Genomic DNA, 26,065 nt, shown 5'->3' on the forward strand with positions numbered 1-26,065 from the left:
AACCCTTATTTAAGATCTTTAGTATTTTCTGCTTCAAGCTCTTGGAAGTATTTCACCGTCTTCACTTTTAATTCTTGAGTTGCAGGCTCGTCACAAACGATCACTGACTTAGGGTGAAGTTGAAGTGCAGATACAGTCCACAGATGGTTAACAGAACCCTCTACTGCTGCTTCTAGTGCTAGTGCTTTGTTATGACCTGTAATTAGGATCATGATTTCTTCAGCGTCAAGCAGAGTACCTACACCAATGGTCAGTGAGTATTTTGGTACCTGGCTGATGTCGCCATCGAAGAAACGAGAATTCGCAATACGTGTATCTTCAGTCAGAGTTTTGATACGAGTACGCGAAGAAAGTGAGGATGCTGGCTCGTTAAAAGCGATGTGACCATCGTTACCAACACCACCCATAAACAGGTTGATTCTGCCGTACGATTTAATCTTATCTTCGTAACGTTGGCACTCAGCTTCCTGATCTTCAGCATTGCCGTTAAGAAGATTGATGTTTTCTTCTTGAATATCAATGTGATTGAAGAAGTTGCTGTACATGAAAGAGCGGTAAGACTCAGGGTGGTCAGATGGAAGACCAACATACTCATCCATGTTGAAAGTAACGACGTGTTTGAAGCTTACTTCGCCAGCTTTATGAAGTTCAATTAGACGCTTGTAAGTGTTCAGAGGAGTACCACCGGTAGGCAATCCTAGTACAAATGGACGGTCCGCAGTTGGCTGGAAGGCATTGATTCGGTTAACAATATGACGTGCAGACCATAGGCCAACATCAGTAGCTGTATTTAGTGGAATTAATCTCACGGTGATACCTCAAATTTATACAGTAAATGATTAAAACTTGGCGCCCTGGGGCATTTGTTTTGAATGATAAAATAAGTTTTATGATCTCGCTAGCAAAATCCTTTGCCCTTACCCGAAACGGGTGATTAGGATCACAAATGAAAAGGTTTTAATTTGCGGAGCAAAATTAATGTCATAAACTGACTACGACTAAATTGAGCCACTAAAAAAAGTGTCTCAAATCTAATACAAAAAAATCCTATAGGGGGAACTTAAGGTGAATATACTTGGATATGCGCAGAGATTAGGTAAAGCTTTGATGCTTCCTATTGCAGTGCTTCCAATAGCAGGTCTTTTACTGCGTTTGGGACAAGGTGACGTGCTTGATATCGCTTTCATGGCGCAAGCAGGTGGTGCGGTTTTCGGTAACCTACCAGTTATCTTTGCAATCGGTATCGCAATCGGTCTTTCTAAAGACGGTCACGGTGCAGCTGGTCTAGCTGGTGCAGTGGCTTACTTCGTTTCTAACGCAACTGCAACAACAATCAATGCCGACATCAACACTCAGGCATTCGGTGGTATCCTAGCGGGTATCGTAGCTGGTCACGCATACAATGCATTCAATGCAACGCGTCTACCAGAATGGTTGGCTTTCTTCTCTGGCAAACGTTTAGTTCCAATCATGGCTGGTCTTTTCGCTCTAGTACTAGGTGCGGTTCTAGGTTACGTATGGCCTGCAATCCAGGGTGGTCTTGACGCACTAGCACAAGGCGTATCTTCTTCTGGTGGCTTTGGTCAGTTTGCTTACGGTTTCCTAAACCGTCTTCTGATTCCAATCGGTCTACACCACATTGTGAACAACATTTTCTGGTTCAACCTAGGTTCTTGTCAGGAAATCCTAATCACTGGTGCTCAGGCTGCTGGTCAAGCTCTAGACCTAACTAAAGTGTGTGTAACTCCTGAAGTTGCTAAAACACTAGTAGTTGGTCAACAGCACACGTTTGAATTCGCTAACTCTGTAACTCCAGAAATCGTTGCAACTGTTAAAGAAGTAACTGAAACAGTAGCGTCTGGTGACCTATTCCGCTTCTTCGCAGGCGATAAAGGCGCTGGCGTATTCATGAACGGCTTCTTCATGGTAATGATGTTCGGTCTTCCAGGTGCAGCACTAGCAATGTACCTAGCAGCTCCTGCTGAGAAACGTGCTCAAGTTTCTGGTGCTCTGTTCTCTGTAGGTTTCTGTGCATTCCTAACAGGTGTTACCGAGCCAATGGAATTCATGTTCGTATTCCTAGCTCCTGCTCTATACGCAGTACACGCAGCATTCACTGGTCTAGCTCTAGTAGTAGCGAACATGTTCGGTACTCTACACGGATTCACATTCTCTGGTGGTGCTATCGACTTCATCCTGAACTTCGGTATCGCAACTAAGCCTCTAGTTCTACTAGCTCTTGGTCTAGCATGGTTCGCTCTATACTTCGTAACCTTCTCGTTCGCAATCCGCGCATTCAACCTGAAGACTCCAGGTCGTGAAGACGAAGAAGAAGCAGTTGCTGCAGGTGGTGAAGCACCTAAAGGTGACCTAGCTCGTCAATACCTGAAAGCTCTAGGCGGTCACGAAAACCTAACAACTATCGACGCTTGTATCACTCGTCTACGTCTAACTCTTAAAGACCGCTCTCTAGCTGATGAAGCTGTTCTTAAGAAGCTTGGCGCGAAAGGTGTGGTTAAACTAGGTGAAAACAACCTTCAGGTTATCCTAGGTCCTCTAGCAGAAATCGTTGCTGGTGAAATGAAAAACATCGGTCCAGGTGAAGACCTATCTGATGTAAAACTTCCTTAATCTCAGATTAAGAAATCAAGTTCAAGAAATGCCTCCCATCGGGAGGCATTTTTTTTAACCATTCAAAACGAAATTTGGCAATAAAGTGTTTGAGGCAGTTGTGTATCTCGTGAGAATGGTGGATCATTAGCGATTAACCATTCTGACAATACTTAAATACATAGAGGTGTTATAGATGAGTGAAGCTGAGGCTCGTCCATCGAACTTTATCCGTCAAATCATTGATAAGGATTTAGCGGAAGGCAAACATAACAGCGTGCACACCCGTTTCCCGCCAGAACCTAACGGTTATCTGCACATCGGTCACGCTAAATCTATCTGCCTTAACTTTGGTATTGCTCAGGACTATCAGGGACAGTGTAATCTTCGTTTTGATGACACTAACCCTGAAAAAGAAGATATCGAATACGTCGAGTCGATTAAGAATGATGTTAACTGGTTAGGCTTTGAGTGGAATGGGGATATCTGTTACTCCTCAAACTACTTCGACAAACTTTACGGTTATGCAGTTGAATTAATTAACAAAGGCTTAGCGTATGTCGAAGAGCTAAGTCCTGAGCAGATCCGCGAGTACCGAGGTACTCTGAAAGAACCGGGTAAGCCTAGCCCTTATCGCGACCGCAGCGTTGAGGAAAACTTAGCGCTGTTTGAAAAAATGCGCGATGGCGGTTTTGAAGAAGGGAAAGCATGTCTACGTGCGAAAATCGACATGTCTTCCTCCTTTATGGTTATGCGTGATCCAGTGCTATACCGCGTACGCTTTGCCACACACCATCAAACTGGTGACAAGTGGTGCATCTACCCGATGTATGATTTTACGCATTGTATCTCGGATGCGTTGGAAGGTATTACGCACTCGCTTTGTACACTGGAATTCCAAGATAACCGACGTTTGTACGACTGGGTGCTAGATAACATTTCAATCGAATGTCAGCCACGCCAGTACGAGTTCAGCCGTCTGAACCTTGAATACACGGTTATGTCCAAGCGTAAGCTGAGCCAGCTGGTTTCCGAAAACCTAGTGAATGGGTGGGATGACCCGCGAATGCCAACGGTTTCCGGATTGCGTCGCCGAGGCTTTACTCCTGCTTCTATTCGTGAGTTCTGCAAACGCATTGGTGTGACTAAGCAAGAGAACATGATCGAGTTTAGTTCTTTGGAATCTTGTATTCGCGATGACCTTAATGAAAATGCTCCTCGTGCTATGGCGGTTTTGGATCCAGTGAAGCTGGTGATTGAAAACTTCGCTGAAGGTGAAGTTGAGACTCTGACTGTGGCTAATCACCCTAACAAACCAGAAATGGGTGAACGTGAAGTGCCATTTACTCGTGAAATATATATCGAGAAAGAGGACTTTCGCGAAGAAGCAAACAAGAAGTACAAGCGTTTAGTACTGGGTAAAGAGGTACGCTTACGCGGCGCATATGTGATTAAAGCCGAGCGCATTGAAAAGGATGAGCAAGGTAATATCACTACTATCTTCTGTACTTACGACAATGAAACGTTGGGTAAGAACCCAGCTGATGGTCGTAAAGTCAAAGGGGTGATTCATTGGGTTTCAGCGGAGAAAGGCGTTTCAGCAGAAATTCGCCTTTACGATCGCTTATTCTCAGTCGCAAACCCTGCTGCAGCGGACGATTTTGCTTCTACTATCAACCCTGAATCACTCACGGTAATGCAGGGGGTGGTTGAGCCTAGTCTAGCGAATGCCAAGCCAGAAGCGGGCTACCAGTTCGAACGTACCGGTTATTTCTGTGCAGATTCAAAAGATTCAACAGCAGAAAGCCCAGTATTCAACCGAACGGTTGGGTTGAGAGATACTTGGGCTAAGATAGAGTCTAAATAAGACTTAACTTAATTCAAGATAAAAAATAAGAGGGCGCATTTTGCGCCCTTTTTTCTGTAACAAACCAGGCTTGAGTATGAAAATTGAGCAATAAAAAAGCCGAAGGCGTTAAAACCTTCGGCTTTTTCGGTGCTTTTGCCTTACTTTTTCTTCGGCTTGTGCGCGTTTGGATCGTCTTTGCAAGAGCGGTCACCACACTTACCGTAAAGGTACAGGCTGTGATTCGTCAGTTCGACGTTGTACTTGGCTGCTATTTCTCTTTGTCTTTCTTCAATCACTTCGTCAGAAAACTCAATCACTTCACCGCAATCAAGACAGACCAAGTGGTCGTGGTGGTGTTGAGTGGACAATTCAAAAACAGACTTACCGCCTTCGAAGTGGTGTCGGGTTACAATGCCAGCATCATCGAATTGGTTAAGAACTCGATATACAGTCGCTAGCCCAATCTCTTCACCGAGATCGATCAGCTTCTTGTACAGTTCCTCTGCACTGATGTGAGAGCAGTCAGGTTGTTGAAGTACCTCTAAGATCTTTAATCGCGGTAACGTAACCTTTAGTCCAGCTTCTTTTAGAGCTTGGTTATTATCTGGCATATTCTTTCCTGTAGATGATCTGCAGCAAAATACAGAAGTCGTAGTTAATAGCATTATAGGATAGTAAAACGTAACAATAAACCACGAAGTTCAAACGGTTAATAAAGAAAACTTGTAAATCTGCCTCAAATCACGGATATTGAGATCCGACCAGTTACAACTTTATAACAATACTTATGCATAAAAGCTTGAGCCGAGTGTACAAACCCGGCGTTGTTAAATTTGCGCTGAATCTGTGGCCGCCATTCTGGGGAGCTGGAATCAGAATACTATCTATCAGCAAAGATTTCCGCACAGTAAAAGTGAAACTTAAATTGAGGTGGTGGAATAAGAACGCAAACCGAACTCAATATGGAGGTTCGATTTTTTCTCTGACCGATCCTGTGTATTCGCTGATGTTGATAGGTATCTTGGGTGAAGAGTATTTTGTTTGGGATAAGGAAGCCAGCATCAATTTTATTGCTCCTGGGAAAAGTGCGCTTTATGCGGACTTTCAAATTTCTCAAAACATGCTTGATGACATTTACAGTAAAACCGCAAATGGTGAAAAGTGTTTTCCTGAGTTTATGGTTTACGTTAAAGATGAAGCAGGGGATGTCGTGTCTGAAGTACAGAGGACACTGTATGTGAGGAAGCGTCCGGAATATCGTTCAGAATAAAAAATACCTCCCAATTGGGAGGTATTTACTTTTAGTCTTCTAGTTCAGCAAGACACATTTCTTCGTGTATCTGCTCAACCCAATTTTTTACTCGATCGTCTGTCAGTTCTGGTTGGCGATCTTCATCAATACACAAACCTACAAACAGAGAGTCGTCACCTTCTACCAACCCTTTGGATGCTTCGAATTCGTAGCCTTCAGTTGAAGTGTGACCCAAAATTGTTCCGCCTTTCGCTTCAACGATATCGCGAACCATGCCCATAGCATCACAGAAGTACTCTGCGTAGTCTTCCTGATCGCCACAACCAAAGATAGCCACGAGTTTCGTCGAGAAGTCGATTTGCTCAAGCTCTGGGAAGAAATCATCCCAGTCACATTGTGCTTCACCGTAATACCAAGTTGGAATACCTAGTAGAAGAAGATCAAAGTTGTCGATGTCTTCTTTGCTGCTTTTCGCGATGTCTTGTACGTGAACCAACTTTTTACCTAGTTGTTTCTGAATCATCTTAGCAACGGCTTCAGTGTTACCTGTGTCGCTACCAAAGAAGAGTCCTACACTTGCCATAGAATCAGTACCTATATAGTGACGGTTTTTAAATTAAATCTGAGGTCGCCTGGTTAACCCAAACCAGTGCCTTCCCAGCTCAGCTGGATAAGCCCTTTTGCGATGAATCCGGCGCAACCTAAGAAAAGAACTAGCCATACAATACGACGCCCAAACGGTGGGACATTACCTTGTTTCAATACGTCTTTGATTGCCATTCCGATAAAAAAGAAGATCGATGCAAACAAAAGGTCCAAGCCTATGGACTCTAGCATATTGATGTAGTCGTAGAGCATGACGTTCCTTGTAGTCAAATTTGCTGGGCGCACTATATCACTGTTGCGACCCAAAGTTAATGAGAAGGATTCTCCAATAGGCGCAAAATGTTACCTATGCGGCTATGAATCGGCGCATCACTCTCAGCACGTCGTTCGGCTTTTCCGCATGTAACCAGTGCCCCGTATTCGCGATAACGTGTGCTTTGGCATTTGGGAACTGTCGCATTACTGCTGGCTGGTGTGCTTCAGTAAGATAATCTGAGTTTCCACCTTTAATAAGTAATGCGGGCGTCTGCACGGCTTTCGCTTCTTCCCAACTTATGATGTTTCTGTAGTTAGAGAATAACGACTCAACATTAAAACGCCAGCCAAGGTGATCTCTCTCTTTGTAGAGCGACTTACCAAGAAACTGACGCACGCCTTCCATTTCGATATGTTCTGCCATGACTTTCATCGCTTCTGAGCGACTTGAGGGTTTTGCATTTTCAACTGCATGAAGCCCGGCAAAAACGTTGTCGTGACGTGATTCAGTGTACGCGACTGGTGACATGTCCAAAACAACAAGCTTTTTCACTTTGTCTTCAATAAGCGATGCGAGTTTCATGGCAACTTTTCCGCCCATGGAATGACCGACAAGAATCACATTACTTAAGTTCAGATGTTCAAGGAGTGCTTTTACGTCTTCTGCCATTTCTTCATAGGTATGGCTTTCACTGTGAAAAGAAAGACCATGATTGCGAAGATCGACAGACAGAACCTGATGATCCTGAACCAAATCTCTGGCCAATAATCCTAGGTTATCCAGATTGCCAAACAATCCATGCAGCAAGACGATCGTCTGTCCTTCGCCTTGCAACTTATAATTCAAAAGTGATGACATTTTCTCTTTATCTTGTTGGGTTTGCCGTAGAGTATCATGGCAGAACTGGTTATAATCACACAGAGTTTAAACATAGAGATTGTGAAAAGCGAATGAAAACAATAGAGGTTGATGAGGATCTATACCGTTACATAGCCAGCCAAACACAACACATCGGAGAGAGTGCATCAGACATTCTTCGTCGATTGTTAATGGGCGAACAAAAGCCAGTTGTTGAGCCTCCCGCTCCAGCAGTGAATGGTATCGTCGTAAGTAAGGACGCAGGTAAGGACACCGCTATTGATGGCGTAAAAGTGCTTCGCTCTTTATTGATTTCTGACGAGTTTGCAGGCAAAGACAAAGCCATTGATCGTTTTATGCTGGTATTGTCGACTCTTCACAGTGTTCACAACGATAAATTTGCAGAGGCGACTCAAGTAAAAGGTCGCACACGTGTTTACTTCGCTGATAATGAAGACACTCTGTTAGCCAGCGGTAAAACAACGAAACCACGTCAGATTCCTAACACACCTTTCTGGGTAATCACGAACAATAATACCAACCGGAAACGCCAAATGGTGGATCAATTAATGACGCGCATGGGCTTCCAGGGCGATTTAATTGAAAAGGTGTGTAACGCAATTTAAAAGCACCTGATTCGAACCTCATAATGACATATTGAATCGTTATTATGAGGTTTGTTTTTTTATGGGTAAGTAAATAAATAAGGAAATAAAAATGGCTATCCATCCTCGAGCGGGGCAGCAAGCCTTGCAAGAAGATTTGCATAACATCCCTTCGTTAGTTGCTAATTACTTCTTACTTCAACCAGAATCTTCTAATGATGCACATCGCGTTCAGTTTGGAACGTCCGGTCATCGTGGCACGTCTGACAAACACACCTTCAATGAGCACCATATCTTAGCTATTGCTCAGGCTGTGGCAGAAGTGCGTAAAGAGCAGGGCGTTACTGGTCCTCTGTTTTTAGGTAAAGACACACATGCATTGTCAGAGCCCGCTTTTACAAGCGTTGTAGAAGTGCTGATTGCAAATGGTGTAGAAGTGATTGTTCAGGAAGATAATGGCTTTACTCCAACTCCTGGTATCTCCCATGCAATTCTGACTTACAATCAAACGCATGATGCGAAAGCAGACGGCATTGTAATTACGCCTTCGCATAACCCGCCACAAGACGGTGGTATCAAGTACAATCCGCCTCATGGTGGTCCGGCTGAAGCTGAGTTGACTCAGGCGATTGAAGACAGAGCCAATGTTCTGATCTCAGAAGGCTTGCAAGGTGTGAAGCGCACACCAATCACTCAGGCAAAAGAGTCCGAATTATTCAAGCAAGTTGATCTGGTAAAACCTTACATTGATGACTTAGTGAATGTGATTGATATCGAGGCGATTCAAAAAGCCAACTTGAATATTGGTGTGGATCCACTGGGTGGTTCAGGCATCGATTACTGGCGTCAAATCGCTAAAACATATCAACTTGACCTTACTTTGGTCAGTGAATCCATCAATCCGTCTTTCCAGTTTATGTCATTGGACAAAGACGGTGTGATTCGAATGGACTGTTCTTCGCCTTACGCCATGGCAAGCCTATTGGCACTAAAAGACGATTATGATCTGGCGTTTGGTAACGACCCGGATTACGACCGCCATGGTATTGTGACGCCAAAAGGGCTCATGAACCCTAACCATTTCCTGGCGGTATGTATCGATTACCTTTACCGTCACCGTGAAGGATGGAACAAAAACGTAGCGGTTGGGAAGACTCTGGTATCCAGTGCGCTGATTGACCGTGTTGTGGCTGATCTTGGTCGTGAGCTTTGTGAAGTTCCGGTTGGTTTCAAATGGTTCGTAGATGGCTTGTATTCTGGTCAGTTTGGCTTCGGTGGTGAAGAGAGCGCAGGTGCTTCCTTCCTTCGTAAAGACGGCACACCATGGTCAACGGATAAAGACGGCATTATTTTGTGTCTGTTGGCGGCAGAAATTACAGCCGTGACGGGTAAAAATCCTCAGGAATATTACGAAGAACTGGCTGCCAAGCACGGCGAATCAAAATACAACCGTATTCAGGCTGTCGCAAACAGTGAACAGAAAGATGTGCTTAAGAAGCTTTCTCCTGAAATGGTATCGGCAACGACATTGGCAGGTGACGAAATCACGGCGCGCCTGACACATGCTCCAGGCAATGGCGCGGCAATCGGCGGCCTTAAAGTGACCACAGCGAATGGTTGGTTTGCTGCTCGTCCGTCTGGCACAGAAGACATCTATAAGATTTACTGTGAGAGCTTCAAAGGTGAAGAACATTTGAAAGCTATTGAAGCAGAAGCTCAGGAAATCGTTAATCAGGTGTTCAAGAATGCCGGTTTTTAATGCCTAACGGTTTTTAGTGGATAAAGGCGGCGCTTGCCGCCTTTTTACCTTTTGTCCTTACTCTTTCGCCCGCCGAATGACTAGTTTGGCCAACCTTGATTCACGATAAACCAGTATTGTCCACTTTCAGATTGGCAATGAATGAACTTTCCAATATTCGTCTCTTCTTCAAGCAATGAAGAAGTGCTCGTTCTGCCCGTTATCCAGTTTTTCTTTTCTAATACATACAATGGCTCTTCAATGCGGTGTTTTTGATTCTCATAACACCAGTAGCCTTTTATACGTTCTTTATTGATTTCTTTCTCACAACAGTGAGTGGGTACTTCATTATCTAAAAATGGATTGATGTAAAGCCTGCCCTGCATAAGCAAACGTTCCTGAAGGTGTTGCGATTGAGGAAATTGACATTTGAAAGCTTCAGAGGATGACATTTTTAGCTGATGCGTGAGCATGTGCTCTAACTTAATATCCAGCCGGTCTTTTGCGTTAGGACCAAACCACAGCCCGTTGTGGAAAAGGTAGAACTTGATCGCTACTTCCCAGTGTTCGATTTCGTCTTTAAGCTGGTTTTGAATGATGAAGTCTATCGCGCCGAGAGTTCTACCATTTTGGTTTAGCTGAATTTCCTCATCTTTGACTAAGTACTGTGGGTTATTTTCAAAAAGCTGCTGGCAAAGGTATTGATAAACAAAGCCTAATCGAGCATTTCCTTCATATTCTTCAATATTTTTCGTGATTGAGGCTGAAAAAGGGGGAATTTCAACAATAGGATCAGCCTGCTTAAACAGAGCGGGGGTTTGTATGACCCATTTCAAAAGTTTATTTAGTTCTTGTTTTGATTGCATTGAAATTCTCCATTTGGTTTCGACATTCTACCTTTAAATTGTTATAAACGCGCTAAAAGAGATAACACGGATACGCATGATGAATAACTTTCAGCTCGAGTCGATCCTCAATGACAAGCTGTCGCCACAACTGATTAAAGATTACAGCCCAAATGGTATGCAGGTAGAGGGTAAGCCCGAAGTTCAGCGTATCGTGACAGGGGTTACGGCATCTCAAGCCCTAATTGAAAAAGCGATCGAGCTTAACGCAGATGCTCTGTTGGTACACCATGGTTACTTTTGGAAAGGTGAGCCAGAACCTATCAAGGGAATGAAAGGCAAGCGAATTCGCAGTCTGATTAAAGCCGACATTAATCTCTATGGTTACCACTTACCTCTGGATATTCACCCGGAACTTGGTAACAACGCTAAGCTGGCTGAGTTGCTGGATATTGAAATTGATGGTGGCTTGGAAGGGCACCCTCAGTCGGTTTCTATGTATGGCAAGCTTGTTAAACCCGTTTCGGGTGTTGAATTTGCCAAGAGAATCGAAACTGCTTTGAATCGAACTCCACTTCATATTGCTCCGGAAAATAGTGACAAATTGATTGAAACTGTGGGTTGGTGTACTGGTGGCGGTCAGGATTTCATCGAGCTTGCAGCGGCAAAAGGTTTGGATGCTTTTATTTCCGGTGAAATTTCAGAGCGCACTACGTATTCGGCTCGTGAACAGGACATCCATTACTTTTCAGCAGGTCACCATGCAACGGAGCGTTATGGTGTTAAGGCACTTGGCGAATGGCTGGAAGCAGAGCATGGCTTTGACGTGACCTTTATTGATATCGATAACCCGGTTTAGTCGAAAGCTACAATTTTTAGATTAAACGCATAGAAAAAGGTCGAAGCGAATGCTTCGACCTTTTTACTACTCAGTAACCAATAGTCAGAATATTGATCATCACTCTCTTTCGTGAAGAGGTTGGAAGTCGCGTGATTTCTGACCAGTGTATAGCTGGCGTGGACGACCAATTCGGTTGTTTGGATCACTGTGCATTTCATTCCAGTGAGCAATCCAACCAATGGTACGAGACATCGCGAAGATTACTGTGAACATAGAGATTGGGATACCAATCGCTTTCAGGATAATACCTGAGTAGAAGTCTACGTTCGGGTACAGTTTCTTCTCTACGAAGTACTCGTCAGACAACGCAATACGCTCAAGCTCCATTGCCACGTCGAGTAGAGGATCCTGGATGTTCAATTCCTCTAGTACTTCGTGACATGCTTCGCGCATTACTGTTGCACGTGGGTCGTAGTTTTTGTAAACGCGGTGACCGAAGCCCATAAGACGGAACGGGTCTTCTTTGTCTTTCGCACGTTCGATGTATTCAGGGATGTTGTCAACACTGCCGATCTCTTCAAGCATACGTAAACAAGCTTCGTTTGCACCACCGTGTGCAGGACCCCATAGAGAGGCGATACCCGCTGCGATACATGCGAATGGGTTTGCACCAGAAGAACCAGACAGACGAACCGTAGACGTTGAAGCGTTTTGTTCGTGGTCTGCGTGCAACGTAAAGATCTTGTCCATTGCGCGAGCAACAACAGGGTTAACGTTGTACTCCTCACATGGGTTTGCGAACATCATGTGTAGGAAGTTTTCTGCATAGCTCAATTCATTACGAGGGTAGATGAATGGTTGACCGATGGAGTACTTGTAACACATTGCTGCCAGAGTCGGCATTTTAGAAAGCAGACGGTAGGCTGCGATCTCACGGTGTTCGTCGTTGTTGATGTCTAGAGAGTCGTGGTAGAAGGCAGCTAATGCACCAACCACACCACACATAACAGCCATTGGGTGAGCATCACGGCGGAAACCGTGGAAGAAACTTGCGATTTGCTCATGGACCATGGTGTGACGCGTTACGGTCTCTTTGAATTGTTCATATTGCTTACGATCTGGGGCTTCGCCATACAGTAGGATGTAACATACTTCCAGGTAATCTGCGTTATTGGCAAGTTGGTCGATAGGGAATCCTCTGTGAAGAAGGATGCCTTTCGCACCGTCAATATAAGTGATTTGGGATTCACAAGATGCAGTGGCAAGAAAACCGGGGTCAAAAGTAAAGTAACCATTGGCTCCGAGTTTACGAACATCGATTACTTCAGGTCCAACTGTACCCTCCATAATCGGCAGCTCGATTGGCGCTTTACCTTCGATGTGAAGGGTCGCTTTCTTATCTGCCATAACATTCTCCTTTGTTTATTATTAATCCATCCAGGATATTTTGTGTGCCGTTTTTTTACTGAGTATCTAAAGTAAAGTCAATTTTTCTCCCTTTTTGTGTGCACTCGTTTTGATTTTTCATATGAAAAAAGTTAAAAATCTGTTCTGTGTAGCATTATTTGTTACGTCAATTGTATTAATATGTTACCGCCCGTATAGTGGCGCTGAAAATTTTTGTGGAATCCTTATAAATTCAAGGCTAGAAACAAATATTGGCCTATAATAAAAAAGAAAAAGATAACAATTCATTTACATTTATCTCGCCAATATTGGGCGAAATAAGTTAAATAAATGTTAATTTTTGTAGGGTTCCTACTAAAATTTGGTTTATAACTATAAATGCTCTAAGGAGCTGAGTGAGCAAGCCCGTGAAAGAAAGAAAGTCAAGACCTGTTAATCTAGATTTACAGACAGTCCACTTTCCGATTTCTGCAATCGCATCCATCCTGCATCGAATTTCAGGTGTTATTACGTTTGTAGCAATTGGAATTTTAATTTGGTTACTATCCATATCCCTCTCTTCCCCACTAGGATTCGCTAAAGCCGCTGACATAGTAGACAGCTTTATCGTCTCTTTTATCCTTTGGGGCATTCTAACTGCACTCGCATATCACATAGTAGGCGGTATTCGCCATTTATTCATGGATATGGGGTATTTTGAAGAGTTAGATACTGGCGCAGTGAGCGCAAAAGTCTCATTTGCCGTAACAGTAGTATTGTCTCTACTAGCAGGGGTTTTGGTATGGTAAAACATGTTTCCTCGTTGGGGCGCAATGGCGTTCACGACTTTCTACTGATCCGCGCCAGTGCGATCATCCTTACGCTTTACACCATCTACATTGTTGGCTTTTGTGCCTTCAATGAAATCACTTACATGTCATGGACGGCATTTTTTGGCGGCACCTTTACCAAAGTCTTTACTATGCTTGCATTAGTCTGTGTGCTTGTGCACGCGTGGATTGGCTTGTGGCAAGTATTAACAGACTACATTAAACACATAATGTTACGTGGTGTATTACAAGTCGCAATTATTGCCGTTCTAATCGCCTATTTCTTCTCTGGTTTGTTTGTATTGTGGGGTGCGTAAGTGACTATTCCAGTTCGTGAATTCGATGCCGTTGTAATCGGCGCAGGTGGCGCGGGCATGCGCGCTGCTCTACAAATTTCTGAGCAGGGGCTGTCTTGTGCTCTGCTTTCTAAAGTATTTCCTACTCGCTCACATACTGTTTCAGCTCAAGGCGGTATTACGGTAGCACTTGGCAACTCCCATAAAGATAACTGGCAGTGGCACATGTACGACACCGTTAAAGGCTCTGATTACATCGGTGACCAGAATGCGATCGAGTACATGTGTAAAACCGGTCCTGAATCTGTTATCGAGCTTGAAAAAATGGGCTTACCATTTTCTCGCTTTGAAAACGGCAGCATCTACCAGCGTCCGTTTGGTGGACAGTCTAAAGAGTTCGGTGGTGAGCAGGCGGCACGTACTGCTGCTGCTGCTGACCGTACCGGGCATGCACTGCTTCACACGCTTTATCAGCAAAATATCAAACACAAAACCACCATCTTCTCTGAGTGGTATGCCCTTGATTTAGTGAAAAACCAAGATGGTGCAATTCTTGGCTGTACAGCAATTTGTATGGAAACGGGCGAAATGTGCTACTTCAAGTCGAAAGCGACTGTGCTTGCGACTGGTGGTGCCGGCCGAATCTACGCATCGACAACTAACGCTCACATCAACACGGGTGATGGCGTTGGTATGGCATTGCGTGCTGGTGTTCCAATGCAAGACATGGAAATGTGGCAGTTCCACCCGACTGGTATCGCAGGCGCGGGTGTGCTGGTAACCGAAGGTTGTCGTGGTGAAGGTGGTTACCTTCTCAATAAAGATGGCGAGCGCTTCATGGAGCGTTATGCTCCTAACGCGAAGGACCTTGCGGGCCGTGACGTTGTTGCTCGTTCGATGATGATCGAAATCCGTGAAGGTCGTGGTTGTGATGGTCCATGGGGTCCACACATCAAGCTGAAGATGGATCACCTTGGTCAAGAAGTTCTGGAATCTCGTCTGCCGGGTATTTGTGAGCTTTCTCGTACCTTTGCTCACGTCGATCCTGTGAAAGAACCAATTCCAGTTATCCCAACCTGTCACTACATGATGGGTGGTGTTCCGACTCAGGTATCTGGTCAAGCGCTTAAACAAAATGCCGACGGCACTGATGTTGAAGTCCAAGGTTTGTTTGCTTGTGGCGAAATCGCATCTGTATCGGTACACGGTGCTAACCGTCTGGGTGGTAACTCGCTACTCGACTTAGTGGTATTCGGACGTGCAACAGGTCTTCACCTTGGTGAAACTCTGGAAGCACAAGCCGAAGCGCGCCCAGCAACAGATTCTGACATCGAAGCATCTCTGTCTCGTACTATGCGTTGGGAAAACAGCACCGGCGGTGAAGATCCTGCTCAAATCCGTAAAGACCTGCAAAGATGCATGCAAAACAGCTTCTCGGTATTCCGTGAAGGTGAAGCAATGGCAACAGGGCTTGAAGAGCTTAAAGTTATTCGTGAGCGCCTGAAGGATGCTCACCTGGCTGACAAGTCAACAGAATTCAACACAGAGCGAATCGAGTGTCTTGAACTGGACAACCTGATGGAAACTGCATTCTCGACAGCGGTAGCTGCAAACTATCGTACAGAGAGTCGTGGTGCGCATGCTCGTTTTGACTTCCCAGACCGTGATGATGAAAACTGGCTATGCCACTCCATCTACAATCCGGATTCTGAAGCAATGACTAAGCGTGATGTGAACATGACACCAGTTCATCGTGAAGCATTTCCGCCGAAAGCACGTACATACTAAAGGGAGGTACATACTATGAAACTTAATTTCTCTCTTTACCGCTACAATCCGGATACAGACAAAAAGCCTTACATGAAGGACTATGTCCTTGAAGTGGAAGATGGTTCAGACATGATGGTTCTGGATGCTCTTATTCTGCTGAAAGAGCAAGATCCGTCAATCGCTTTCAGACGCTCATGCCGTGAAGGTGTTTGTGGTTCTGATGGTTTGAACATGAACGGTAAGAATGGTCTGGCGTGTATTACACCGATGTCGGCGCTGTCTGGCAAAGACAAGATTGTTATCCGACCGCTTCCGGGGTTGCCAGTTGTTCGTGACTTGATTGTTGATATGACCCAGTTCTATGACAACTACGCGAAAGTGAAGCCGTTCTTGATTTCAGACGGCAACTTACCGCCAGCGCGAGAAAATCTTCAGGCTCCGGAAGATCGCGCACATCTGGACGGTCTGTATGAATGTATTATGTGCGCATGTTGCACAACTTCGTGCCCGTCATTCTGGTGGAACCCGGATAAATTCATTGGACCGGCAGGCTTGCTTGCAGCTTATCGTTGGCTGATTGATAGCCGCGATACCGCTACAGATGAACGTTTATCTAATCTTGACGATGCTTTTAGCGTTTTTCGTTGCCATGGCATCATGAATTGTGTAAGTGTTTGTCCTAAGGGATTAAATCCTACGAAGGCAATCGGTCATATTAAGACCATGCTATTGAACCGCTCGGTTTAATTGAATAAAAATTGCCGACCCAAGTTGCGCAATGTACCAGGGTCGGCTTTATTAATAGCTCGGCATAAGACCGAAGCGAACGTGAAAACTACTGGTTAAGGGAAAATATGCACAACGGCGTGATGAAGGCATGGCTCGAGTCTTCACACTTGGCTGGCGCCAATGCAACTTATGTAGAAGAACTCTACGAACTGTATCTTAGTGACCCCGACCTGGTAAGTGAGGAGTGGAAACGAGTTTTTGAAGGATTGCCCAAGCAATCTGACGCGGCAGAACAACCGCATTCTCGTGTCCGTGATTACTTCCGTCGATTAGCGAAAGAGACAAAGCATTACAATGTCCAAGTTAGTGATCCTGATGTCGATGCTAAACAAGTAAAAGTACTACAGCTTATCAATGCTTACCGCTTCCGCGGTCATGAAGCTGCCAACCTCGACCCCCTAGGTCTTTGGAAACGAGATACAGTCGCTGAACTGAATCCTGATTTCCATACTCTTACCGAAGATGATTTTGATGAAACTTTCAACGTAGGTTCTTTTGCTATTGGGCAAGAAACCATGGTTCTGAGAGACCTTCACAAAGCCCTACAACAAACTTACTGCGGTTCTATCGGTGCTGAATACATGCACATGACCAATACAGAGCAAAAACGTTGGATCCAACAACGTCTGGAATCTGTATCCGGTCAAGCGAGTTTCAGTTCAGAAGAAAAGCAAACATTCCTACATGAACTGACTGCTGCTGAAGGTCTTGAGCGTTATCTAGGGGCGAAATTCCCTGGTGCGAAGCGTTTCTCCCTTGAAGGTGGTGACGCCATGATTCCGATGACGAAAGAAATTATTCGTGCAGCGGGCTCTCAAGGCATTCGAGAAGTGGTAATCGGAATGGCCCACCGTGGTCGTCTGAACATGTTGGTTAACGTTCTTGGTAAGAAGCCTCAAGATTTGTTCGACGAGTTTGCTGGCAAACACGATGAAACTTGGGGTACCGGTGACGTTAAGTATCACCAAGGTTTCTCAGCTGATTTCGCAACTCCAGGCGGTGATGTTCACCTTGCGCTGGCGTTCAACCCATCTCACCTTGAAATTGTTAACCCTGTGGTTATCGGTTCTGTACGTGCTCGTCAGGATCGTTTGGGCGACAAAGACGGCAGTAGCGTTCTGCCTATCACCATTCATGGTGACTCAGCGATTGCTGGGCAAGGTGTGGTGCAGGAGACATTTAACATGTCTCAGGCTCGTGGTTTCTGTGTGGGCGGTACGGTACGTATCGTTGTGAACAACCAGGTTGGTTTCACAACGTCTAACCCACGCGATACGCGATCCACAATGTACTGTACAGACATCGCGAAGATGGTACAGGCACCAATTTTCCACGTGAATGCTGATGACCCAGAAGCAGTCGCTTTTGTGTCTCGTCTTGCAGTGGATTACCGCAACACGTTCAAACGTGATGTTGTGATTGATCTGGTTTGTTATCGCCGTCATGGTCACAACGAAGCAGATGAACCGAATGCAACTCAGCCGCTGATGTATCAGAAAATCAAGAAGCACCCAACACCGCGTAAGCTTTACGCTGATGTGCTGATTGAGCGTGGCGAGTTAGACATTGAAACAGCAACACTTCAAATTAATGAATACCGTGATGCACTTGACCACGGTGAAGTCGTGGTGAAAGAGTGGCGTCCGATGGCGTTGCATTCTGTGGACTGGTCTCCGTATATCGGTCACGACTGGGATACAGATTGGGACTCTACGTTTGATATCAAGCGTCTTACAGAGCTGGGTCAGCGTTTGTGCCAGTTCCCGGAAAGCCACAAGCTGCATAGCCGTGTTAACAAGCTATACAATGACCGTACGTCCATGATCAATGGCGAGAAAGCCTTGGACTGGGGTATGGCAGAAACCTTGGCATACGCAACCTTGGTAGATGATGGTAAGCGCATTCGTATCTCCGGTCAGGATTCAGGTCGTGGTACGTTCTTCCACCGTCATTCTGTGTTGCACAACCAAAACGATGCCAGCACTTATGTGCCTCTTGCGAACATTCACGATAAGCAAGGTCCTTTCCAGGTATTCGACTCAGTACTATCTGAAGAGGCGGTTCTTGCCTTTGAATATGGCTACGCGACAGCAGAGCCGGGCGGTTTGACTCTTTGGGAAGCGCAGTTCGGTGATTTCGCTAACGGTGCTCAGGTTGTAATCGACCAGTTCATTTCTTCTGGTGAGCAGAAATGGGCGCGTCTATGTGGCTTGACTATGCTTCTGCCACACGGTTATGAAGGGCAAGGACCTGAACACTCCTCTGCACGTCTAGAGCGTTACCTTCAGTTGTGTGCTGAACAAAATATGCAGGTTGTTGTTCCATCTACACCCGCACAGGTTTACCACATGATTCGCCGTCAGGTTGTGCGTCCGATGCGTCGTCCATTGGTGGTTATGTCACCTAAGTCGCTACTGCGTCATCCTCTGTGTACTTCTACACTCGAAGAGCTGGCAGAAGGCACATTCCAGGCTGCAATCGGTGAAATTGACAAACTGAATCCGACAAGAGTGAAACGTGTCGTATTCTGTTCGGGCAAGGTTTACTACGATTTGCTGGAACAACGCCGCAACAATGAGCAAGACGATGTTGCAATCGTTCGTATTGAACAGCTTTACCCGTTCCCTCTGGAAGAAGTACAAGCTGCGATTTCTCAATACAAGTACGTTGAAGACTTCGTGTGGTGTCAGGAAGAGCCTCAAAACCAGGGTGCCTGGTATTCAAGCCAGCACAACTTCCGTGCCGCGATTCCGGCAGGAGCTGATCTGAAATATGCAGGTCGCCCGGCGTCGGCATCACCGGCAGTAGGCTATATGTCCGTACACATGAAACAACAAAAAGCGTTGGTGAACGACGCACTTACCCTAGATTAAGAACTAGAAGAAAAAGGACGAAACAGATATGACAATTGAAATTCTGGTTCCAGACTTACCTGAATCTGTAGCTGATGCGACGGTTGCAACGTGGCACAAAAAACCTGGTGAAGCTGTTGAGCGTGACGAAGTCATTGTTGATATTGAAACAGATAAAGTAGTACTTGAAGTACCGGCTCCTGAAGCGGGTGTTCTTGAGGCTATTGTTGAAGAAGAAGGTGCGACAGTTCTTGGTCGTCAAATCATCGGTAAACTAAAACCTGGTGCTGTTGCCGGTGAGCCAACAGCGGATAGCACAGACGGTACGGAAGCATCGCCTGACAAACGTCACAAGGCTTCACTAACCGAAGAATCTAACGATGCACTTAGCCCTGCGGTTCGTCGCCTTCTGGCTGAGCACAATCTTGAAGCTAGCCAAGTGAAGGGCACAGGTGTTGGTGGTCGTATCACTCGTGAAGATGTTGATGCGCATCTGGCAGCAGCGAAATCTGCTCCGGCAGCAGCGGCACAGCCAGAGGTTGAAGTGCCTGCAGCAGCTCGTACGCAAAAACGTGTACCTATGACGCGTCTGCGTAAAACGGTGGCAAATCGTCTGCTTGAAGCGAAGAACAGTACAGCAATGCTGACTACGTTTAACGAAGTTAACATGAAACCAATCATGGATCTTCGTAAGCAGTACAAAGATCAGTTCGAAGAGCGCCACGGTACTCGCCTAGGCTTCATGTCTTTCTATGTGAAAGCAGTAACTGAAGCTCTGAAGCGTTTCCCTGAAGTGAACGCGTCTATCGACGGTGATGATATTGTTTACCACAACTACTTCGATATCAGCATGGCAGTATCGACTCCTCGTGGTCTAGTTACTCCGGTACTGAAAGACTGTGACACGCTAGGTTTTGCTGAAATTGAAAAAGGCATCAAAGAACTGGCCGTGAAAGGTCGTGATGGCAAGCTGACAGTTGACGAATTAATGGGTGGCAACTTCACTATCACAAACGGTGGTGTGTTTGGTTCTCTTATGTCTACGCCAATCATCAACCCGCCTCAATCTGCTATTCTTGGTATGCACAAAATCCAGGAACGTCCAATGGCAGTGGATGGCAAAGTTGAAATCTTGCCTATGATGTATCTAGCGCTGTCTTACGATCACCGTCTGATTGATGGTCGTGAGTCGGTTGGTTTCCTAGTAACAATTAAAGAGTTGCTAGAAGATCCAGCACGTCTGCTGTTAGACGTTTAATATCGCTAAAACGTCTAGTGACCTCCGGTTGCTAGACGTGTATTAGTTTTCAAGGCTAGACTGGCTCAACTGTCTGGCCTTCACTTGAATCTCGTTTGCCTTGAGTGCACAGCGAGATTTATTTGAGAAGACCCTACAGACGTCCGTTTAATAGACGGCGTTATGGAAATAATAAATCCCCTAAGGGATAAACAAACGGAATAACACAATGAATTTGCATGAATACCAAGCCAAACAGCTGTTTGCAGAATTCGGTTTGCCTGTGCCGGAAGGCTACGCATGTGACACACCTCAGGAAGCTTTCGAAGCTGCAGGTCGCATCAGTACTGAGAAGAAAGTTGTAAAGTGTCAGGTTCACGCTGGTGGACGTGGTAAAGCGGGCGGTGTTGAACTGCACGATACAAAAGATGGCGTAAAAGAATTTGCGCAAAAGTGGCTAGGTAAAAACCTAGTGACATACCAAACAGATGCTAACGGTCAGCCAGTTACTAAGATTTTGGTTGAAGAAGCGTCTAACATTGCTAACGAACTTTACCTGGGTGCGGTTGTAGACCGTGCGACTCGTAAAATCGTATTCATGGCATCCACTGAAGGTGGTGTTGAAATCGAGAAAGTAGCGGAAGAAACGCCAGAGTTGATTCACAAAGCTGCTATCGATCCACTTGTAGGTCCTCAAGCATACCAAGGTCGCGAGCTTGCTTTCAAACTTGGTCTTGAAGGTAACCAAATCAAACAGTTCACTAAGATCTTCATGGGTCTTGGTTCTATGTTCTCTAAGCACGACCTAGCGCTTCTGGAAATCAACCCTCTAGTAGTGACTGGTGAAGGCGACCTTCTGTGTCTTGACGGCAAAATCAACATTGATTCTAACGCAATGTACCGTCAGCCAAAGCTTCGTGAAATGCACGATCCATCTCAAGAAGATGAGCGTGAAGCACATGCAGCTCAGTGGGAACTGAACTACGTAGCACTAGACGGCAACGTTGGTTGTATGGTTAACGGTGCTGGTCTGGCTATGGGTACGATGGACATCGTAAATTTGCACGGTGGTAAGCCAGCTAACTTCCTAGATGTAGGTGGCGGTGCGACAAAAGAACGCGTGGCAGAAGCATTCAAGATCATCTTGTCTGATGACAACGTGAAAGCGGTATTGGTAAACATCTTCGGTGGTATTGTTCGCTGTGACATGATCGCTGAAGGTATTATCGGTGCGGTTAAAGAGGTAGGTGTAAGCGTACCTGTAGTTGTTCGTCTTGAAGGTACTAACGCTGACCTAGGTCGTGAAGTACTTGCAAATTCTGATGTTGATATCATTGCTGCTGAGTCGTTAACTGACGCTGCTCAGAAAGTTGTTGCTGCTGTGGAGGGCAAATAATGTCTGTACTAATTAATAAAGACACCAAAGTAATCTGCCAAGGTTTCACTGGTGGTCAGGGTACGTTCCACTCTGAGCAAGCAATCGCTTATGGCACGCAAATGGTTGGCGGTGTTTCTCCGGGTAAAGGTGGTCAAACTCACCTTGGTCTTCCAGTATTTAACACTGTGCGTGAAGCTGTCGAAGCGACTGGCGCAACAGCAACGGTTATCTACGTACCAGCACCTTTCTGTAAAGATGCGATTCTGGAAGCTATCGATGCAGGTATCGAGCTAATCGTGACCATCACTGAAGGCATTCCAACTACTGACATGATCGATGTGAAAGTGAAGCTAGAAGAAACTGGCGTTCGCATGATCGGTCCTAACTGCCCGGGTGTTATCACTCCTGACGAATGTAAGATTGGTATCATGCCTGGTCACATTCACAAGAAAGGTAAAGTGGGCATCGTATCACGTTCAGGTACGCTAACTTACGAAGCAGTTAAGCAAACAACCGATGAAGGCTTCGGTCAATCAACGTGTGTTGGTATTGGTGGTGACCCAATCCCAGGTTCTAACTTCATCGATATTCTGAAGTTGTTCCAGGAAGATCCAGAAACTGAAGCGATCGTTATGATTGGTGAGATTGGTGGTACAGCTGAAGAAGAAGCAGCAGCGTTCATCAAAGAAAACGTCACTAAGCCAGTAGTTTCTTACATTGCAGGTGTTACAGCGCCTCCTGGTAAGCGTATGGGTCACGCAGGTGCAATCATCTCTGGTGGTAAAGGTACAGCGGAAGACAAGTTTGCAGCTCTTGAAGCGGCAGGCGTGAAGACGACTAAGTCTCTGGCTGAAATCGGCAAAGCACTTCGCGAAGTGACTGGCTGGTAAGTCAAAGCTGAAAATGAAAAACCGGAGCTGAGCCTCCGGTTTTTTTGTGCCTTACAATTTTAAGAGCGGCCTAGAAGGGCACTTCAAGAGATTTTAAAGTCTGGGCGGCGTCGAGGTTATCTAACCCATCAACATTCACTGTGTTTGAACCGAGAAGCCCATAGCGCTCGATTGAAGTGTGCGTGTATAAACCTATACAGTTTGCGCCTGCCGCATCCGCCAGATGCAACGGACCAGTATCACAGCAAATAAACCCATCCATTTGTTTAAGAACCGCGGCCAGCAGGCGCATATCTTTAGATTGATAGGTTTGTGTTTCTGGATTTAAAGGTGCGGGAATATCGGGACTTAGGATCTCTACCCAGTTGACCTGTTTACCTGTGACTTCATCAAATTTAGACAAAATATTCTGCCAGGTAGCCTCATCCAATTGCTTTTCGCCACGAGCTCCTCGGAAATACGCTAGAGTAATAGTACTTTCTTTCTTCAGCTCAGACGCGATAGCTTCTGCTTGTCTGGTTTCATCTTCTGAAAACGCCATAGTGTGGTCGTATTGCTCTTCCAGCTTGATACCCATGCCTTTAAGCACATCCAGACTTTCTAATGCGGCATGAGGGTGGCGAATCGGAAGAGGAGAGGAGTGCGGAGCAGCTGGCAGTCGGTCTTTTGCGTATTCAGAGACTTTGTTGCGGGCATCCAGCATCGAAGACATCATGCTGTCCGTGACTGATGAATAAGGCACGATGACTAAGTCGTAAGTGTTTTTTCTAAGATCAAAAATGCACTTCAACCAGCTTGCGATTTGTTTAAATGAAAAGCTGGAGTAATCGAATCTGCCTAGTCCCATATGCTGAAAGAACTGTCCTTGCCATGGTTCGCGCAGAAGTAAGTCGATTTTAGCGTCGGGATATTGCTTTTTAAGTTCTCGAATAAAAGGCAACATGAAGAACATATTTCCGATTCGCTTATTGTTACGAATCAACAGGATATGTTTCACTTGGTCTTTATCCAGAAGCTCAGGTTCTAATGATCGGTTATTGCTTAATATTTTATAAAGCAAGATTTCAGAAGAGCCCATTTTGTCCCGACGATAGCTGTCAAAACGGCGAAGCGCATTTCTTAAAGTCATAAATTCTTTCTAAATGATGGATTAGCTGAAGTCACGCACAGAATTGACGGACTTTAGCAAGCATTTTTGAGCAGATCCAGCGGCAGTTTTGATGACAAAAGTACAATACACAGACCGAATTAATGGTAATCTAGCGCAAAAAATTTCTATGTAACACTTATGTCTGTCATTAAAGATAAGAAAAACCTAGAGCAATTTAAGCGGTTATGGCCCTATATCAGCGTATATAAGCTGGCAATTGGTGCTGCTATTGTTGCACTGGCGATTAACGCATTAAGCGATATCTACATGCTTTCTCTGCTGAAACCCATCCTAGACGAAGGGTTTGGCGACTTAGAGTCTAACTACCTTAAAATCCTTCCATTTATTATCTTGGGTGTTGCACTTCTGCGTGGCTGTAGTGGCTTTGTTTATGGATACCTTTTAAGTTGGGTGTCCAGCAATATTGTGATGAAGCTGCGCAGACAGCTATTTAATCATTTGATGAAAATGCCCGTTTCCTACTTCAGTAAAGAATCGACGGGAACACTGCTTTCTAAAATCACCTACGACACAGAGCAAGTGGCTGGCGCGACATCCAGCACGCTAATCACGCTTGTGCGCGAAATTGTGACTATTGTTGGTTTACTTGGACTGATGTTCTGGACGAGCTGGCAGCTATCTTCTGTGCTTCTCGTTGTTTGCCCTGTCATTGGTATTCTGATTAGCGTGATTTCTAAGCGTCTTAAGAAGGTCAGTAAGAACATTCAAGACGAAATGGGGAATCTGGCGACCAGCTCCGAACAAATGCTCAAAGGGCACAAAGAAGTGCTGAGCTTTGGTGGTCAGAAGAAAGAAGTCAGCCGTTTTGAAGGCGTTTCTAATCAGGTTCGCCAGCAGAACATGAAGCTGATTGTGGCTCAGCAAATCTCAAACCCGGTCATACAGACGGTTGCATCCTTTGCATTGGTGGCCGTGCTCTATATCGCGAGTATGGATAACATTCACAATACACTGTCAGCTGGTACCTTTACCGTAGTGTTTGCCGCTATGTACAGTTTGTTACGCCCTTTACGTGGACTCACCAATGTTCTGTCTGAGTTCCAGCGCGGTATGGCGGCGTGTGAATCTTTGTTTGATATTCTGGATAAACCAACGGAAAACAATACTGGAACCGTTACAAAAGCCCATACAGAAGGGCACATTCGATTTGACGGCGTGAGCTTTAGTTATGAGGAAAATACCAGTAAAGCTCTGAATAACGTTTCCATCGACATTCCTACAAACAAAATGACAGCCATAGTAGGGCGTTCTGGCTCAGGTAAAAGTACCCTGGTCCAACTGCTTCCACGTTTGTATTCAGTTAACGAAGGGGCGGTTTACCTGGATGATGTGAATGTTGAAGAGTTCGAACTGTCCAACCTAAGAACACACATTAGCTCGGTATCGCAAGATATTCATTTGTTCAGTGATTCCATAGCCAACAATATTGCCTACCCAGCTTTGGAAAATGCCGATCGCGCTGAAATAGAAAAAGCAGCGAAACTGGCTAATGCACATGAGTTTATCGAAAAATTGCCGGATGGATACGATACAGAAATCGGGCAAAATGGCGTCACTCTGTCGGGTGGTCAACGCCAGAGACTTGCCATTGCGCGTGCATTACTTAAGCAGTCTAAGGTATTGATTCTGGACGAAGCGACTTCGGCACTGGATACGGAATCGGAAAAAGCCATCCAAAGCGCACTGGCAAATATTCAACGCGAGAAAACTCTGGTTGTAATTGCCCACCGACTTTCGACCATTGAGCATGCCGACAACATCATAGTGATTGAACAAGGTGAAGTTTCTGGTCAGGGAACTCATCAAGAGCTATTACAAAACAATCCAGTCTATTCAAGGCTTTACCAAAGCCTCAAGTCGAAAGAAGAAGAGCAGGCATAGCCTGCTCTTCTCTTATCTGAACAATCTGTGACAATACGTTTAGCCAAACATATTGATTCAACTGTTATTAATTTATAGCATCCCGTAGATCCCATGACCACATCAGAATTTTATATTAATAGGTC

Annotated in this window: 23 protein-coding genes; 15 read left to right on the forward strand and 8 right to left on the reverse strand. The window is 45.2% G+C overall.

Annotation, left to right across the window (positions count from 1 at the left end; translation table 11 throughout):
- Nucleotides 1-5 precede the first annotated feature (5 nt).
- Nucleotides 6-809 carry a glucosamine-6-phosphate deaminase gene (gene nagB / locus RH89_RS06865; protein ID WP_004400538.1) on the reverse strand — a complete coding sequence of 268 codons (804 nt, stop codon included), beginning with the start codon at nucleotides 807-809 and terminating at the stop codon, nucleotides 6-8.
- 256 nt (nucleotides 810-1,065) lie between these two features.
- Between nagB and nagE the strand changes: the two genes are divergently transcribed.
- Together nagE and glnS are read left to right on the forward strand one after the other, a co-directional pair.
- Nucleotides 1,066-2,631, forward strand: coding sequence for an N-acetylglucosamine-specific PTS transporter subunit IIBC (gene nagE, locus RH89_RS06870; protein WP_038145181.1), 1,566 nt, complete (start codon nucleotides 1,066-1,068; stop codon nucleotides 2,629-2,631).
- Between the two features lie 175 nt (nucleotides 2,632-2,806).
- Nucleotides 2,807-4,477, forward strand: a complete 1,671-nt coding sequence (glnS, locus tag RH89_RS06875; protein WP_004400540.1) for a glutamine--tRNA ligase — start codon at nucleotides 2,807-2,809, stop codon at nucleotides 4,475-4,477.
- A gap of 140 nt (nucleotides 4,478-4,617) precedes the next feature.
- Here the strand turns inward: glnS and fcrX are convergent, their stop codons facing one another.
- The gene (gene fcrX / locus RH89_RS06880; protein WP_004400548.1) at nucleotides 4,618-5,070 is read right to left on the reverse strand and encodes a ferric iron uptake transcriptional regulator FcrX; all 453 of its coding nucleotides are present in this window, start codon (nucleotides 5,068-5,070) and stop codon (nucleotides 4,618-4,620) included.
- A gap of 176 nt (nucleotides 5,071-5,246) precedes the next feature.
- On the opposite strand from fcrX, the gene RH89_RS06885 reads away from it, so the two are divergent.
- On the forward strand, nucleotides 5,247-5,729 hold the full coding sequence (locus RH89_RS06885; RefSeq protein ID WP_004400550.1) for a DUF4442 domain-containing protein: 483 nt from the start codon (nucleotides 5,247-5,249) through the stop codon (nucleotides 5,727-5,729).
- Nucleotides 5,730-5,760: 31 nt separating this feature from the next.
- On the opposite strand, the gene fldA is transcribed toward RH89_RS06885, so the two are convergent.
- The 3 genes from fldA to RH89_RS06900 all read right to left on the reverse strand — a co-directional run bounded on the left by fldA (nucleotide 5,761) and on the right by RH89_RS06900 (nucleotide 7,431).
- Nucleotides 5,761-6,294 carry a flavodoxin FldA gene (gene fldA, locus RH89_RS06890; RefSeq protein WP_004400552.1) on the reverse strand — a complete coding sequence of 178 codons (534 nt, stop codon included), beginning with the start codon at nucleotides 6,292-6,294 and terminating at the stop codon, nucleotides 5,761-5,763.
- Between the two features lie 53 nt (nucleotides 6,295-6,347).
- A complete protein-coding gene (locus RH89_RS06895; protein ID WP_004400554.1) occupies nucleotides 6,348-6,569 on the reverse strand; it encodes a DUF2788 domain-containing protein in 222 nt (73 codons plus the stop codon).
- A gap of 94 nt (nucleotides 6,570-6,663) precedes the next feature.
- Nucleotides 6,664-7,431: an alpha/beta fold hydrolase gene (locus tag RH89_RS06900; RefSeq protein ID WP_004400556.1), complete on the reverse strand. Its 768-nt coding sequence runs from the start codon at nucleotides 7,429-7,431 to the stop codon at nucleotides 6,664-6,666.
- A gap of 92 nt (nucleotides 7,432-7,523) precedes the next feature.
- Between RH89_RS06900 and seqA the strand changes: the two genes are divergently transcribed.
- Both seqA and pgm read left to right on the forward strand, forming a co-directional pair.
- Nucleotides 7,524-8,057, forward strand: a complete 534-nt coding sequence (seqA, locus tag RH89_RS06905; RefSeq protein WP_004400558.1) for a replication initiation negative regulator SeqA — start codon at nucleotides 7,524-7,526, stop codon at nucleotides 8,055-8,057.
- Between the two features lie 91 nt (nucleotides 8,058-8,148).
- Entirely contained in the window at nucleotides 8,149-9,795 is a 1,647-nt protein-coding gene (pgm, locus tag RH89_RS06910; protein WP_004400560.1) for a phosphoglucomutase (alpha-D-glucose-1,6-bisphosphate-dependent), read from the forward strand.
- Nucleotides 9,796-9,875: 80 nt separating this feature from the next.
- Here the strand turns inward: pgm and RH89_RS06915 are convergent, their stop codons facing one another.
- Nucleotides 9,876-10,640: a DUF1853 family protein gene (locus tag RH89_RS06915; protein WP_004400561.1), complete on the reverse strand. Its 765-nt coding sequence runs from the start codon at nucleotides 10,638-10,640 to the stop codon at nucleotides 9,876-9,878.
- Between the two features lie 79 nt (nucleotides 10,641-10,719).
- Here RH89_RS06915 and RH89_RS06920 point away from each other — a divergent pair, with 79 nt between their 5' ends.
- Nucleotides 10,720-11,478, forward strand: coding sequence for a Nif3-like dinuclear metal center hexameric protein (locus RH89_RS06920; protein ID WP_004400563.1), 759 nt, complete (start codon nucleotides 10,720-10,722; stop codon nucleotides 11,476-11,478).
- A 99-nt stretch (nucleotides 11,479-11,577) separates the two neighbouring features.
- On the opposite strand, the gene RH89_RS06925 is transcribed toward RH89_RS06920, so the two are convergent.
- Complete coding sequence (locus RH89_RS06925) at nucleotides 11,578-12,867, reverse strand: citrate synthase (RefSeq protein WP_004400564.1); 1,290 nt, start codon at nucleotides 12,865-12,867, stop codon at nucleotides 11,578-11,580.
- A 395-nt stretch (nucleotides 12,868-13,262) separates the two neighbouring features.
- Between RH89_RS06925 and sdhC the strand changes: the two genes are divergently transcribed.
- The 8 genes from sdhC (at nucleotide 13,263) to sucD (ending at nucleotide 22,888) form a co-directional block, all read left to right on the forward strand.
- Nucleotides 13,263-13,655: a succinate dehydrogenase cytochrome b556 subunit gene (gene sdhC / locus RH89_RS06930; RefSeq protein WP_004400567.1), complete on the forward strand. Its 393-nt coding sequence runs from the start codon at nucleotides 13,263-13,265 to the stop codon at nucleotides 13,653-13,655.
- The gene (gene sdhD, locus RH89_RS06935) at nucleotides 13,649-13,993 is read left to right on the forward strand and encodes a succinate dehydrogenase, hydrophobic membrane anchor protein (RefSeq protein WP_004400569.1); all 345 of its coding nucleotides are present in this window, start codon (nucleotides 13,649-13,651) and stop codon (nucleotides 13,991-13,993) included. The genes sdhC and sdhD overlap by 7 nt, the downstream gene beginning before the upstream one ends.
- Nucleotides 13,994-15,760: a succinate dehydrogenase flavoprotein subunit gene (sdhA, locus tag RH89_RS06940; protein ID WP_004400570.1), complete on the forward strand. Its 1,767-nt coding sequence runs from the start codon at nucleotides 13,994-13,996 to the stop codon at nucleotides 15,758-15,760.
- A gap of 15 nt (nucleotides 15,761-15,775) precedes the next feature.
- Nucleotides 15,776-16,489 (forward strand): succinate dehydrogenase iron-sulfur subunit, encoded by a 714-nt coding sequence (locus RH89_RS06945; RefSeq protein ID WP_004400572.1) that lies wholly within the window; start codon nucleotides 15,776-15,778, stop codon nucleotides 16,487-16,489.
- A gap of 107 nt (nucleotides 16,490-16,596) precedes the next feature.
- Complete coding sequence (sucA, locus tag RH89_RS06950) at nucleotides 16,597-19,404, forward strand: 2-oxoglutarate dehydrogenase E1 component (RefSeq protein WP_004400574.1); 2,808 nt, start codon at nucleotides 16,597-16,599, stop codon at nucleotides 19,402-19,404.
- 28 nt (nucleotides 19,405-19,432) lie between these two features.
- On the forward strand, nucleotides 19,433-20,641 hold the full coding sequence (gene odhB / locus RH89_RS06955; protein WP_004400575.1) for a 2-oxoglutarate dehydrogenase complex dihydrolipoyllysine-residue succinyltransferase: 1,209 nt from the start codon (nucleotides 19,433-19,435) through the stop codon (nucleotides 20,639-20,641).
- 208 nt (nucleotides 20,642-20,849) lie between these two features.
- On the forward strand, nucleotides 20,850-22,016 hold the full coding sequence (gene sucC, locus RH89_RS06960) for an ADP-forming succinate--CoA ligase subunit beta (RefSeq protein ID WP_004400577.1): 1,167 nt from the start codon (nucleotides 20,850-20,852) through the stop codon (nucleotides 22,014-22,016).
- On the forward strand, nucleotides 22,016-22,888 hold the full coding sequence (gene sucD / locus RH89_RS06965) for a succinate--CoA ligase subunit alpha (protein ID WP_004400579.1): 873 nt from the start codon (nucleotides 22,016-22,018) through the stop codon (nucleotides 22,886-22,888). Before sucC ends, sucD begins: the two co-directional genes overlap by 1 nt.
- Before the next feature lie 70 nt (nucleotides 22,889-22,958).
- On the opposite strand, the gene RH89_RS06970 is transcribed toward sucD, so the two are convergent.
- Entirely contained in the window at nucleotides 22,959-24,017 is a 1,059-nt protein-coding gene (locus RH89_RS06970; protein WP_004400581.1) for a glycosyltransferase family 9 protein, read from the reverse strand.
- A gap of 159 nt (nucleotides 24,018-24,176) precedes the next feature.
- On the opposite strand from RH89_RS06970, the gene msbA reads away from it, so the two are divergent.
- On the forward strand, nucleotides 24,177-25,940 hold the full coding sequence (gene msbA, locus RH89_RS06975; protein ID WP_004400583.1) for a lipid A export permease/ATP-binding protein MsbA: 1,764 nt from the start codon (nucleotides 24,177-24,179) through the stop codon (nucleotides 25,938-25,940).
- The last annotated feature ends 125 nt before the right edge of the window (nucleotides 25,941-26,065 follow it).

Source organism: Vibrio nigripulchritudo ATCC 27043 (genome assembly GCF_000222685.1).
Taxonomy (GTDB): domain Bacteria; phylum Pseudomonadota; class Gammaproteobacteria; order Enterobacterales; family Vibrionaceae; genus Vibrio; species Vibrio nigripulchritudo.